The sequence below is a fragment of the Alteromonas sp. ABV2_168 genome (assembly GCF_056161165.1).
The window spans coordinates 53137-66397 of record NZ_JBSWYQ010000008.1 but is presented as its reverse complement, the minus strand read 5'-3'; the positions used below and the strand labels follow the sequence as shown (position 1 = coordinate 66397).

Annotated in this window: 9 protein-coding genes; 8 read left to right on the top strand and 1 reads right to left on the bottom strand. The window is 47.6% G+C overall.

Translation table 11 applies throughout. The features are described 5' to 3' along the window. Positions 1-27: 27 nt before the first annotated feature. The 5 genes from ACXAH4_RS13090 to ACXAH4_RS13070 all read left to right on the top strand — a co-directional run bounded on the left by ACXAH4_RS13090 (position 28) and on the right by ACXAH4_RS13070 (position 9007). Positions 28-744, top strand: a complete 717-nt coding sequence (locus ACXAH4_RS13090) for a GntR family transcriptional regulator (RefSeq protein WP_119502348.1) — start codon at positions 28-30, stop codon at positions 742-744. Between the two features lie 423 nt (positions 745-1167). Beyond that, positions 1168-4233 (top strand): TonB-dependent receptor, encoded by a 3066-nt coding sequence (locus ACXAH4_RS13085; protein ID WP_474882172.1) that lies wholly within the window; start codon positions 1168-1170, stop codon positions 4231-4233. Between the two features lie 51 nt (positions 4234-4284). Next, positions 4285-5841, top strand: a complete 1557-nt coding sequence (locus ACXAH4_RS13080) for a tryptophan halogenase family protein (protein ID WP_474843228.1) — start codon at positions 4285-4287, stop codon at positions 5839-5841. Further along, positions 5838-7361, top strand: a complete 1524-nt coding sequence (locus tag ACXAH4_RS13075) for a tryptophan halogenase family protein (protein ID WP_474882170.1) — start codon at positions 5838-5840, stop codon at positions 7359-7361. Before ACXAH4_RS13080 ends, ACXAH4_RS13075 begins: the two co-directional genes overlap by 4 nt. Positions 7362-7456: 95 nt before the next feature. Then, the gene (locus tag ACXAH4_RS13070) at positions 7457-9007 is read left to right on the top strand and encodes an amidohydrolase family protein (protein ID WP_474882168.1); all 1551 of its coding nucleotides are present in this window, start codon (positions 7457-7459) and stop codon (positions 9005-9007) included. Positions 9008-9028: 21 nt separating this feature from the next. Here ACXAH4_RS13070 and ACXAH4_RS13065 read toward each other — a convergent pair whose 3' ends face one another. After that, positions 9029-10207 carry a DUF6607 family protein gene (locus ACXAH4_RS13065; RefSeq protein ID WP_474847521.1) on the bottom strand — a complete coding sequence of 393 codons (1179 nt, stop codon included), beginning with the start codon at positions 10205-10207 and terminating at the stop codon, positions 9029-9031. Between the two features lie 253 nt (positions 10208-10460). Between ACXAH4_RS13065 and sdhC the strand changes: the two genes are divergently transcribed. From sdhC to ACXAH4_RS13050, 3 genes are all read left to right on the top strand, one after another. Next, positions 10461-10841 (top strand): succinate dehydrogenase, cytochrome b556 subunit, encoded by a 381-nt coding sequence (sdhC, locus tag ACXAH4_RS13060; RefSeq protein WP_474882166.1) that lies wholly within the window; start codon positions 10461-10463, stop codon positions 10839-10841. Positions 10842-10846: 5 nt separating this feature from the next. Continuing rightward, entirely contained in the window at positions 10847-11185 is a 339-nt protein-coding gene (gene sdhD, locus ACXAH4_RS13055; RefSeq protein WP_303572753.1) for a succinate dehydrogenase, hydrophobic membrane anchor protein, read from the top strand. A 114-nt stretch (positions 11186-11299) separates the two neighbouring features. After that, positions 11300-13180, top strand: a complete 1881-nt coding sequence (locus ACXAH4_RS13050; protein WP_474882164.1) for a CocE/NonD family hydrolase — start codon at positions 11300-11302, stop codon at positions 13178-13180. Positions 13181-13261: the final 81 nt, after the last annotated feature.

Sequence of the window (13261 nt, the reverse complement as noted above, 5' to 3'; positions counted from 1 at the left end):
AACCAGTAAAGTATGAGGTACACGGTTTTGAGTAATAAATCTGTTCTTTTTTTGGAGCAAGCGGCTGAATATGCTAAACAAATTGATTATAGTCGCCCTGCCGGAAGTCAGGTTTACGGTTTCATACGTGACGCAATAGTCAGTATGCAACTGGAACCGGGTCAACTTATCTCCGAAACTGCGCTTGCTAATCAGTTCGGCGTCAGCCGCACACCTGTCAGAGAAGCCTTAATCAAATTGGCTAATTTAGGCTTTGTAGAGGTTCGGCCGCAAAGAGGAACGTATGTATCCCGCCTCAGCCGCGAAGCTATATTAGAGGCGCGTTTTATCCGTGAAGCGCTTGAGGTATCTGTGGTTAGCTATCTTGCAGAACATACTGAATCCCGTTTATTCAATGAGGCTGAATCAATTATCGCCCGGCAGGAGGATGCCGCAGCTATTGATGATGCCCTCCTGTTCCAGTCACTTGATGATGACTTTCATCAGTTGCTATCGGGCAACACCGGCTTTGACCGTGTTAGCAATATGATAGAGCAGGAAAAGGCACATATGGACCGTTTGCGAAACCTTAGTCTGCATATGAGCGGGCAATATGCGAGAGTCATCCAACAGCATCGTGCAATTGTAACTGCACTGCGTTCTGGCAACAGGCAAGAAGCAGTCTCTGCTATGACTTTGCATTTGCGTGAGGTATACAACGTGCTGGATCGATTGCCTGTCGACCATCCTGAATATTTTGTCTAGTCCACTCCTTCAGGGAAGGGACTTTACGTATGTTAACTTTTCATTTTTTCACCGCCTGCCTCCGGATTAGTTTAATTTCAAAAGGTTAAACTCCGGCTGCATCAAATTTAAAAGCTTCAAATCCGATAAATTTTCAAACAAAAGTAACCTCATTGTTAATAAAAATAAATTATTTGTTAACTTTTTGGGTTGATAATGCTCGTGTCCAGTTAAGTTGTATACAAGTATGTTTGTCTGAAACTCAGTATGGAACACGTTGACAGGTTGGGGCCTGCCATCAAACAAATCGGAGGGCTGCAAATGCCTAGCTTTAAAAAAACAAAATTTCACCCCGTGATTGCACAGGAAAACAAGAAACGTAAATTACCTTCTTTTAAATTGTCGCTACTATCGTTAGCCGTTATGTCATGCACAACAAGCGTAATGGCCCAAAGTAATGATGACGAAGATGCCAAACCGGTTGAAAGAACCGTCCAGCAATCTTTACCGGCTAATAAACAGAGTGACGGTAATACGTCTGATGACGATGTCGAATATATTTCTGTTACCGGCCAGCGTCAGTCTTTACAGGATGCGATTGACCTGAAGCGCGCCGGCGATACTATCGGTGATTCGATAGTGTTAGACGAGGCAGGCAAGGTGCCCAGCACCTCCTTACTTGAAATTCTCGAACGTACGCCGGGTGTAACTATGAACCGGATTCGTGCCGGGGCCGAAGGTTCACCGGATGGTTACGCTTTCGAAGGTTCCGGTGTGCAGGTACGGGGACTGAATAAAACTAAAACGTTAATAAATGGCCGTGAAGTGTTTTCTGCTAACGGTGGCTCCGGACTAAATTGGGCTGATGTGGGCCCTGAACTCCTTAAAGCTGTCACTGTTTATAAAGCCAGCCGTGCAGATCTTATTGAAGGTGGCGTATCCGGTACAGTAGATCTGCAAACACGTATGCCATTTGATTTCGAAGGATTTAAGGCTGATGCTTCGATAACAGCAGATTACGGAGATTTCTCTGAAAAAGTAACGCCAGCGGTTTCAGGTATGGTATCGAACAGAATTGATACCGACCTGGGGGAATTCGGCGTTCTGGTTAACCTTGCGTATTCTAAAATAGCATCCCACGACAGTAACGTCATTTTACCTCCCTATCTGGCGACCTCATATAATGATCAGCGGGTTTACGTACCTGCAGGTATTCGTTATACGCAAGACCAGTTTGAAAGGGTGAGAAACGGATATTATGTAGCTTTACAATGGAAGCCTTCGGATGCGCTCGAGTTCTACCATACCAGCTTTATCTCAGAACGGGACAGTGACCGCCATAGCCAAATACTTTCACTTGAGCCGGGGACCTCAGTAGGGGTATTTGAGGGAGCAGAATTTGATAGTAACGGGGTTTTCCAACAAGGGACAATATCCAGTACAAATCTGACATCCGGCCTTAACGTCTCGCCAAATTCAAGCTTCAGCCCGTCTAACAGTAAAACCGCTGACCACACAGTGGGTTTCAAATATCTGGCGGACTACTGGGATTTGAGCGGTAGCTACCAATATGTTAATGCGGAATCAAGATCCGGAAAGTATAGCCTTGGAAGTACAGTGCTTCCGGTAATCGCCGAAACCTATCTGGATTTGAAAGGGTCAATACCTGTGGCTACATTTGGTGAGGCCTTATCAACTAATCCTGCCGATGCCGGTTTATCAAGGGTCAACTGGTTGAACAGTGCAAATGATGGTGAGGCTCATGCATTTCAACTTGACGGGAGTCTTTTCCTCGAACATGACTTTTTCAGGAAACTCGCTGTTGGTGGCCGTGTTGCAGACAGAAGTGAAAGCGATAACTTTGTAGGCACCTGGTGGTCTGCAACCGGTCGGGGATGGAATGGTGTGCCAAGACCTTTTGTTGATACTGCTCCTGAAGGTGATTTTTATCTGGAAGAATTTTCAGACTTTTTCAAAGGTGATACAGCTGCACCGGGCGCTGTGTGGGTTGGTACTCCTGAACTAAACGATGCCAGCGCTTTTGAAAGGATGTACAACACCTATACTGCTTGTGGTCCGGACTTGTATTATCAATGTGCTGATCCTGCTCAAAGTGCATATGTGTATGGCGAAACGCCAAACCCGAACTTTGACCAGATGCCGTCTTTCTATGAGACAAAGCACAAAACCCAATCACTGTACGCTATGGTCGGCTTCGAAAATATTGGTGATAGTATATGGTCGAACTTTAGCGGTAACGTTGGTCTCCGCTGGGTCAACTATGATATCGAAAGTAAAGGCAATTTTGTATTTAGTGGCGGCGCCCGCTACTACGCAAGTCTTGCAGATGCTGAAGCTTCCATCGAAGCAATGGGAGGGCTTGATAATGTAGCGGCCTGGCAGGAGGCAAACGAAGGTAGTCAGCCGCCATTAACCCGCGAAAGTGCAGGGTATGAAACAGACCGTATGGGAGATTTCTCAAAAAGTTACTGGCTACCGTCTTTCAACATTAAATTTGATTTGTCTGAAGAGTTGGTAGCACGTTACGCATGGACAAAAACACTCACGCCTCCACGTTACCCGGACATCCGTGCGCAAGGAACCGCTACTGTGCAAGTCACTGAAAATCCGGCCAATGAAGAGCTTAATGCATTATATCCTGATCAGGACGTCTCCGTGCCGGGTATTTTTTCAGGTTATACGAATACGTCAGGTAACCCTTTCTTAGAGCCTGAAATAGCATACAACCATGATATTTCACTTGAGTGGTATCCGGAGAAAGGGACTTCGATGCATCTGGCTTTGTTCTACAAAACTATTGAAAATTATATCACTTTTAATAATTTTGCGGCTCCGGCCAGTGACTTTTTCTCAGAAGCAAATTATCCCCAATCAGTGCTTGTCAGTGATGGTCAAGGCGAATTCCTCAATGGGGACGTTTCGAGTCGTACGAACTTTAACGCTGATGAGGATACGATTATCAAAGGTTTCGAATTGGGCGGACGGACTTATTTTGATAATTTGCCGGGATGGATGAGTGGATTTGGTGTCGATGGTAATCTGACATTTATCGATAATGATGCACCTGATGCGTTTGCTCTTGATATCAACGGTGACGCGCTTAGTGTTCCCGTTATCGGGCTGTCTGAGTGGTCATATTCAGCGACGCTGCTGTATGATAAAAATGATATCAGTGCAAGACTGGCTTACAACTGGCGTGATCGATACCTGACCACTACTAATGACTCAGGTACCACTCTTGTCTATGCGGATCCTGCTACCGGTAGTGATACTCAGATTGGTCTTCCTGTATATGCATCGGCTATAGGCCGGTTAGATGCAAGCTTATCGTACCGGATCAGTGATGCGATGAATGTGAAACTGAATGTACAAAACCTGACAGATGAGGAGCAGCGAACCGAGATGGAAATTATGGACGGTGTGTTTGTAGACCGTGCAGTTTTCATTGCTGACCGCCGCATAAGTTTGCATTTAGGTTTTAATTTTTAACCCGGTTTCACAAGTGACAGCACAAAGGTAATTGATATCAGAGGTAACACTATGAGTAAGCGTGTGTTGATCGTCGGCGGGGGGACTGCTGGTTGGATTACTGCGGCCTATATGGCACGTATGTTGGCAGCAGATACACCCGGTGGTGTGTCAATCACGCTTGTCGAGTCGGATGAAATTGGCACCCTCGGCGTTGGTGAGGGAACGTTTCCTATTATTCGCAAAACCATGAAACGTATTGGTATTGACGAGAGCGACTTGATTAAACATGCTGATGCCACATTTAAACAAGGGATCCGATTTAATAATTGGAAGTACAACCCTGCAGATAAACCTGATGACAATTACCTTCATCCTTTCCAGGTAGCCTCACAGCACACAGATATGGATTTACTTCCGTACTGGCTGCTTGGGGTTGCCGGAGATGTACCCTGGGCCAAAGCTTGTTCAGTGCAAAGTACGGTGATTGATGAGAAGCTGGCCCCAAAATTAATTACCCATCCTCAGTTCGATGCGCCGTTAAACTATGCCTATCACTTCGACGCAACTAAACTTGCAGCTTTGGTGAGAAACAAAGCTACGGAAACCGGCGTAAGGAGGCTTGTCGATACTATTGACAACGTTAGTTTAGCCGAAGATGGCAGCATTGCTTCTGTAACAGCAAGAGAGCATGGAGAACTTACTGCCGATTTATATATTGATTGCACAGGATTTCGGGCACGTCTGATTGGCGAGACCCTGGGCATGCCATTTACTTCGTTTAAAAAAGAACTGTTTTGCGACCGCGCAGTAGCCTTGCAGGTGCCTTATGACAACCCGCAAGCCGGCATACCCTCATGTACCTACACCACAGCCAAAGAGGCTGGTTGGATTTGGGATATCGGTTTACATCATCGTCGTGGTGTTGGTTATGTATATGCATCTGAGTACTGTGATGAAGAGACCGCTGTAAAAACGCTCAAAGCCCATATAGGTCCGGCAGCGGGAGATTTGTCGCACCGGCTGTTGAAGTTTGAGCCCGGTTACCGGCAAACTCAGTGGCATAAAAACTGTATTGGTGTTGGATTGTCGGTGGGTTTTATAGAGCCACTTGAAGCAACAGGGATCAGTTTTGCTGAAGTTGCAGCGCTGATGCTGTGCAACTTATTTCCCTGGTCCGGCGATTACGAGGCGTCGGCGAGGCAGTTTAACGAAGCCATGTGCAAGCGATTTGAGCATGTTAAAGATTTTATCAAGGTACATTATTACTTAAGCGAGCGGGACGATACAGCTTTCTGGCGGGACAACAGGGCACCGGATTCTGCTTCAGAATACTTGAAAGGTAAGTTAGCACAATGGCGACACAGGCCGCCATCATTTCTGGATATTGACGCAAGTCACGATATTTTCGACGAAAACAGTTGGCAATACATTTTGTATGGTATGGGGTTTAAGACAGATATATCAGCCCGCGCAGATGCGCTCCGGTTTTACGATGATGCCCGTCGTGAATTCCATAGTATCCAACAGCAAAGCAGAAATGCAATGACGGCAGTGCCTGCTCACCGGCAACTAATCAACGAGGTTGCTTCTGGTGGGTTTCGCCCCCGGGCCGGAGGACGACGGTGAAAAGGGTTGTTATTGTCGGTGGCGGAACATCAGGATGGATGTGCGCTGCGGCGTTAGCGCGAACAGCACAACCTGAAACGCAAGTCACTTTGCTGGAATCCGACCAAATAGGCACCATCGGCGTAGGCGAAGCTACCATTCCTTTGCTGGCAGAGTTCAATGCGTTTCTCGGTATAGACGAACATGACATGCTAAAGGAGTGTGCAGGTACATTTAAATTGGGGATTGAGTTTATTGACTGGTACCGGAAAGGACATGCCTATTTTCATCCCTTCGGCTTTTTTGGTAAAGATACTCCCGAATTCCCTTTTCATCAGTTATGGCTAAAGCTCAATAGCTTAGTACGTAATGGTGAACTACCGGAAGAGCTCTGCGGCAATATCTGCGAATACAATTTGTGCACAGTGGCAGCAAAATCAGGACGATTTTCACAGGCTCAAGGGGGGGCGAATACTATTTTGTCTACCATGCGGCATGCCTGGCACTTCGACTCCGGCGCCTATGGGAAATTGTTGCGCCGGTATGCAGAGCAAAGGGATGTTCAGCGAATTGAAGGCAAGATTGTTGATGTTTCTGTTGAGCCGAAAAGTGGTGATATAACGTCTGTAAGACTTGAAAACGGTCTGGTCGTAGCCGGCGACTTGTTTATCGATTGCAGCGGGTTTCGCGGTTTACTCATCAATGAACATTTGCAGAGTGAATTCAACGACTGGACACATTACCTCCCGTGCGACCGCGCTATTGCAATCCAAACTTATGAGAATATACATGCTCCGCCATACACTCGCGCTTACGCCAAAGAGGCAGGGTGGCGTTGGCAAATTCCGTTGCAAAGCCGTTTTGGGAACGGTTACGTGTATTCTGGCCAGTTTCAGGAGCAGCAGGAAGCTTTGACTTCCCTGTTAAGTGATTTGCATGGGGAGCCGGTTACCGGGCCCAATTTTTTACGTTTTCGTACTGGTCACCGCAGTACATTTTGGAAAAATAATTGTATAGCGATAGGGTTAGCGGGGGGCTTTATAGAGCCGCTGGAGTCAACCAGTATTCATCTGGTGCAGACCGGTATTCAACTGCTTATTAGTTTGTGGCCAGCAAGTGGAAGCAACGATGAATTGCGGTGGCGATACAATAAGATGATGACTGACGAATATGAGGATATCCGGGATTTCATCATATTGCATTACAAAGCAACTCTAAGGGACGATACTGCGTTTTGGCGATTTGTCCGGGACATGTCTGTACCGGACTCGCTATCAGAAAAAATGGAGCAATTTGCCAGAAACGGCAATATAGCTACCCGCCCTGATGCACTTTTTACGTCACACAGTTGGTTGGCGGTCATGCTGGGACAGGGAATTATTCCGATGCACTACGACAGCCGGGTAGACCGCATTCCCGATGATATACTTTTTAAAAATATGCATGGGTTGAGGGAAGCCGTTAAAAGAACCGCAGCATCGTTACCATCTCATCAGCAATATATTAATAAGCATTGTGTTTTTTCTAATACCCACGGGTGAGAGCGAGTGTTCGAATCCCGGCAAGATGCGCTTGCGCATGTATTTGACAATGAGTGATGATAGGCCTTTGATTATAATAGCTTCAAGGTAAGGCAATGAAAAAATTTATTCTGGCGCTTTGTATCACATTGTCATTTCAGGCTGCCGCCACACCGGGCAGTAAGGCCCCTGACAGAAAGGCCGGTGAAGGTATGGATGCATCCCGTCTTATTCTGAGAGGCGGCAACATTATCTCAGGCGAAGGTGCACCCCCTCAGGGTCCTGTGGATATTGTGATTGAGAATGGCAAAATTGCGAAAATTGTATCGGTGGGCCACCCGGGCGTACCTATCAAATACAGCCGTCCTGAGCTGAAAAATGGCGATAAGGAAATCGACATTCAGGGCCAGTATGTATTGCCGGGTTTTATTGATATGCATGGCCACATTGGCGGTTCTGCCGACAATATTCCCGCTGAGTATGTATTTAAGTTGTGGCTGGCTCACGGTATTACCACCATCCGCGAACCCGGCAGTTTCAATGGCGTAGACTGGGTGCTGGAGCATCAGGCGCGCAGTGATAAAAATGAAATTGTTGCTCCGCGAATTGTGCCTTATGTGGGTTTTGGTATGGGCGGCGATCAGCCGGTTTCCACAGAGAAGCAGGCAAGGGCCTGGGTGAAAGACATCGCCCGTAAAGGTGCGAAGGGAATCAAGTTTTTTGGTGCCAGTCCCAAAATTATGGCGGCAGCCTTAGACGAAGCTAAGAAGCAGGGCTTAGGCACCATGATGCACCATGCCCAGCTGAACGTGATGGGCACCAATGCACTGGATTCAGCCCGGTTAGGTTTAACCTCTATGGAACACTGGTACGGACTGCCGGAAGCGCTGTTTGAAGATAAGGTTATTCAGGACTACCCCTCACACTATAATTACAACGACGAGCAGCACCGGTTTTCGGAAGCCGGAAAACTCTGGCTTCAGGCAGCAGCTCCGGATAGTGAGAAGTGGCAGCAGGTAAGAGACGAGCTTATCGACCTGGACTTCACCATCGACCCGACACTGACAATTTATGAAGCCAGCCGGGATCTTATGCGTGAGCGTGAGGCCGTATGGCATGACGATTACACATTACCCGTGCTTTGGGAGTTCTTTGAACCCAGCCGGTATGCCCACGGCAGCTACTGGTTCAACTGGACCACGCAGGATGAAATCAACTGGCGCAACAACTACCGCCGCTGGATGACATTTCTTAATGACTATAAAAACCATGGTGGCCGGGTGACCACCGGTTCCGACGCCGGTTACATCTATAAAATCTACGGTTTTGCTTACATCCGTGAACTGGAATTACTACAGGAAGCCGGTTTCCATCCGCTGGAAGTCATTCAGGCAGCCACATTAAATGGCGCAGAAGCTTTGGGTCTCGACGATAAAATTGGCAGTCTTGCCGTGGGTAAAAATGCCGACATGGTTATTGTGGATGGTAATCCGCTGGAAAACTTCAAGTTACTTTATGGCACCGGCCACTTCCAGCTGGATGAGAACAACGAGCCCGTTCGAAAAAAAGCAGTGCGTTACACCATCAAAGACGGCATCGTGTACGATGCCCGGCAGTTGCTGGAAGATGTTCGCGGACTGGTGAAGGAAGCGAAGGCGGAATTGTAGTCGCCTTCGCTGATAGCCCCGCTAACGTGCTGGCTCTGTAAACGGCGCCAGCATGTTTCTTATTTTTTGCTGTTCCGCTGAAGGGGCAACAGGGGCGCTGTCGCCTATGTTTTGGGCGTAGTCAAAGAATGGCATGAACATGAACTTTCCGTCTGCCTGCTTGTTGATTTCAATGGACGTATTGTCAGCAATCAGTGAGGACCACACCTCACGTACGTTCCTCCAGAATGATGATGTTGCTTCCCAGTATGCTTCGCCGGGCGTAAAGTCGTGGTCTTTGATGCGCTCGTAACGGGCAATCCCCAGTTCTTTTGCAAGGTACGGAGCCGGTGAGGCCGGTTTGCCGGTATTATTTATTACCAGCTTGTAGTTTTCTTCTTCCTGTACCCAGCCATCGGGTAAAATAATGTGTTTATTTATCCCTTCAAGGATCTGGTAATCCTGTCTCACACTGCTTTCCCGCCGGGGAAGTGGCCGCCAGGTTAACTCGCTTATCCACTCTGAGCGGTTTCCTTTGTGCTGCCATTTACCGTGAGACTCATATCGTGGCGAGTCGTCTACCTGGTAAACCGACTGAGACCAGGTGCCTTCAATATCCTGGCCGTTGAGCTCGTGCTTTCGCCATACATTATTGCCGGTATACACAAACTCTGAAGGCTTCTCGTATTCCCAGTCCTGTCGCCAGTGTTTCATCACCATTGGCTCACTAATCTTGCCGTCTTCACCAACAAAATACATCACCATAATGTGCTGAAGGCTGATAAATTCAGGTTTATTGTCGACAACAATCACCATTTCCGTGCCCCAGGAACGATAGGGGGCCGCAGGCGTGTAATTTTCAGTGAACCCCATGGTTTCTATAAAATCGAAGCCCACGCGGAAATACCCCGACATCGCCAGTATGGCCTGCCGGTCCCGCTCAAATTTATCCATGTCTTCCGTTTGTAGTTTCAGCCAGTGCGGGGAAGGGGTAAGATCTTTTGTTGTGCTGTTACCTGTTGATGTGCCGCCACGTGGCTTGAAGTTGCAAGGCTCGTCTACGAATTGCCAGCCAAACACGTATTGAGGTGTTGCTGCACACTTGCCTGCTTTTGCAGCTTCAGCCGGTTCACCGTTTCCATAGCTGTTCAGGCTGATTAACGTGATAAACGCCCCGAATAGTGTGCGGCAGAAAGAAGATCTGAGTACGGCATCTGGCATAAGAAAAGCTCCGGTGTTCATTGTCGGCGTTTATAAAATGAAGTATCTTATTGCAAATAAGAATTATTATTATCACGTGCGAGGCAGTAAATTACCAGCGCTTAAATCATGGAAACTTTTTATTTCCGAAGCACTAAGTAATTTGCGCACGCTATTTGATTCCCTGATTTGAAAATGCAGAATGAGTGTGTTTACTGAACAAAGGTTCAGGTATTGTCGTGTTTACCAGAAGTATGATTACAGGAGTTTCTGAATGAAAGACACCCGTCCACGTAATATGGACTTAACTACCATCAAGCTGCCGGTGATGGGGCTGGCCTCCATTTTACACCGGATATGTGCTGTGATTATCTGGTTCTCTCTGGCCTGGTATCTGCCGTTATTGTTCCTTTCTCTGCAAGGTGCTGAAGGCTTTGAAAATGTGCAGTCACTTATCAGTGGCAACTTTATCGCGCAATTTTTTACCTGGGGTTTTCTCACCGCGCTGGGCTACTACATGATGGGTGGGATAAAACATCTCATTCAGGAGTTTGGTTATTTTGAAACACTTGAAGGTGGCAAGCTGATATCGCAGGTGGCTATTGCATCAGGCATATTGCTGAGTGTGTTGTTCGGATTTTGGGTTTGGGGTTAACTGACATGAAGCGAAATGGCGTAAAAGAGTGGATTTTCCAGCGGATCAGTAACGTGATGATTTTTGCTTATGCGATATTTTATCTGGTGAGCGTTTTCACAATGGAGAATATTGACTACGAAAGCTGGACTGCATTTCATCAGTCAACCGGATTCAAACTTTACTCAACAATCACTCTTGTTGTTGTGATGCTGAACTCTCTGCTGGCAGGTTGGCAGATCGGCACTGATTACACCCAAAAAGTACCAGTGGCCGGTTTTTCTGCTGCCTTTCACACATTTTATACTGTAGTAACTGCAGGCTTTCTGCTATTCGGCTTATACATTCTGTGGGGAATGTCTTAAGGGGGCGCGCTGCGGAATAATTTCTCCAGCCCGCTGTGATAAGGTGATATCACGACAGATGCCGTTGTCTGTCCCCCATAGCCGGTCACCGGCACATATAAAAAGAGGATGCTTATGCGATACCTTCGCTACGCCATACTGGTTATTGCCAGTTGCGTGATGACTCCCGCTGTTTCTGCAGCACCTGACAAAGATACCCGTGCGGAATATATCCGTTCACACTACGCTAAATATGAATACAACATCCCCATGCGGGATGGCACAAAACTGTTTACTTCGGTTTATATACCTTACGATCAGAGTAAAAGCTGGCCTATGCTGATGCAGCGTACACCCTATCGCGTTGCGCCCTATGGCTCGTCAGATTTTAAAACCCGTTTAGGCCCCAGTGAGAAGTTCGAGCAGGAAGGCTACATTTTTGTTTTCCAGGATGTTCGCGGCAAACAGATGTCAGAGGGTGAGTTTGTAAATATGCGTCCGCAGGACGCATACAAACGCGGAAAAGACGCTGTTGATGATGCCACAGATGCTTACGACACTATCGAATGGCTGGTAAAAAATGTACCCAACAACAATGGCCGGGTAGGGCAGTGGGGCATTTCCTATCCCGGGTACTACACATCGGTTTCCGGTATCAACAGTCACAAAGCTCTTAAAGCTATTTCTCCGCAGGCGCCTATTGCCGACTGGTTCTTTGATGACTTTCACCGCAACGGTGCGTTTTCTACACCAATGGCATTCCTGTTTTTTGATACCTTCGATGCTCCCCGTACAGAGCCGTATCCTTACCGTCTTGAAGGACGCAAAGCCACCACGCCAGACGGATACGAGTTCTTCCGCGACCTCGGGCCGCTGGCTAACGTTAATAAAAACTACTTCCACGGCGAGCGACCGTTCTGGAATGAACTGTCTGAACACCCGAACTATGACGACTACTGGCAGGCCCGTAATGTTCTGCAGCATCTCGATAAGGTAAAGCCGGCTGTACTGGTTGTGGGTGGCTGGTACGATACCGAAGATTTGTACGGTCCTCTGGCGACCTATCAGACTATGTCCCACAAAAACAAACGTGACAATGTGCAAATTGTCATGGGCCCCTGGTATCACGGTCAGTGGATTGGTGATAAAGGCTCCAATATGGGCGAGGCCCGGTTCGGCTTCGAAACCAGTGTGTGGTTCCGTGACAATGTTCTGTTGCCGTTCTTTAATCAGCACCTGAAGGAAGAGTCGGAAGATAAGTACGAGCAGACTGCGACCATGTTTGAAACCGGTGCGAACCGCTGGCGTTTCTTCGGTCAGTGGCCCCCTGCAGATACTAATGAAAAAACACTGTATCTGACAAAAGATGACAGTTTGTCTGAGAACAAACCGGATAAAGATGGCGGTGTTTCAGACTATGTATCCGATCCCCGTAATCCTGTTCCTCATTCTGCAGCAATCAGCCGTGGATGGGATCGCCCGTATATGGCTGAAGATCAGCGTTTCACCGCCCGCCGTCCGGATGTGCTTAAATTTGAAACCGAGCCCATGGCAAGTGATATGACCGTTGCCGGTGAAGTGAACGTGAACCTGTGGGTGTCCACGGATAAAACCGCAGCGGATTTTGTGGTGAAAATTATTGATGTGTTCCCGGGCGTGGATGAAAACACCAATGAAGTGGACAAAGAAACCGGTGACCGTCATGAACTGGTGCGCTGGGGCATTATCCGCGGACGTTTCCGTGACAGCTTCTCTGAGCCCAAACCCTTTGAACCGGGCAAACCGACTCAGGTCTCTTTTGAGCTGTACGATTTGCTGCACGACTTTAAACGGGGCCACAGATTACAAATCCAGATCCAAAGCTCTATCTTCCCGTTCCTTGATATGAATCCGCAAACTTACGTGGATAATATCTTTCATGCGACAGAAGAAGATTTTGTCCGCGCTCAGCACACTATCTACCACGATGCGGCGCACCCGAGTTCAGTGACTTTCAATGTTCTGCCTTCTCAGTAGCAGGCCGAGCAGGTGAGAAAAATGATGCACTTCACGGCCTGAAGTGCATCAATTCCCGGGCCAGTGGGGAAACTGGCCTGA

Excerpts from the sequence above, each read along its gene's own strand:
- ACXAH4_RS13085 (WP_474882172.1), top strand. The coding sequence starts at position 1,168 with ATGGCCCAAAGTAATGATGACGAAGATGCCAAACCGGTTGAAAGAACC.
- ACXAH4_RS13080 (WP_474843228.1), top strand. The coding sequence starts at position 4,285 with ATGAGTAAGCGTGTGTTGATCGTCGGCGGGGGGACTGCTGGTTGGATT.
- ACXAH4_RS13070 (WP_474882168.1), top strand. The coding sequence starts at position 7,457 with ATGAAAAAATTTATTCTGGCGCTTTGTATCACATTGTCATTTCAGGCT.
- ACXAH4_RS13065 (WP_474847521.1), bottom strand. The coding sequence starts at position 10,207 with ATGCCAGATGCCGTACTCAGATCTTCTTTCTGCCGCACACTATTCGGG.
- sdhC (WP_474882166.1), top strand. The coding sequence starts at position 10,461 with ATGAAAGACACCCGTCCACGTAATATGGACTTAACTACCATCAAGCTG.
- sdhD (WP_303572753.1), top strand. The coding sequence starts at position 10,847 with ATGAAGCGAAATGGCGTAAAAGAGTGGATTTTCCAGCGGATCAGTAAC.
- ACXAH4_RS13050 (WP_474882164.1), top strand. The coding sequence starts at position 11,300 with ATGCGATACCTTCGCTACGCCATACTGGTTATTGCCAGTTGCGTGATG.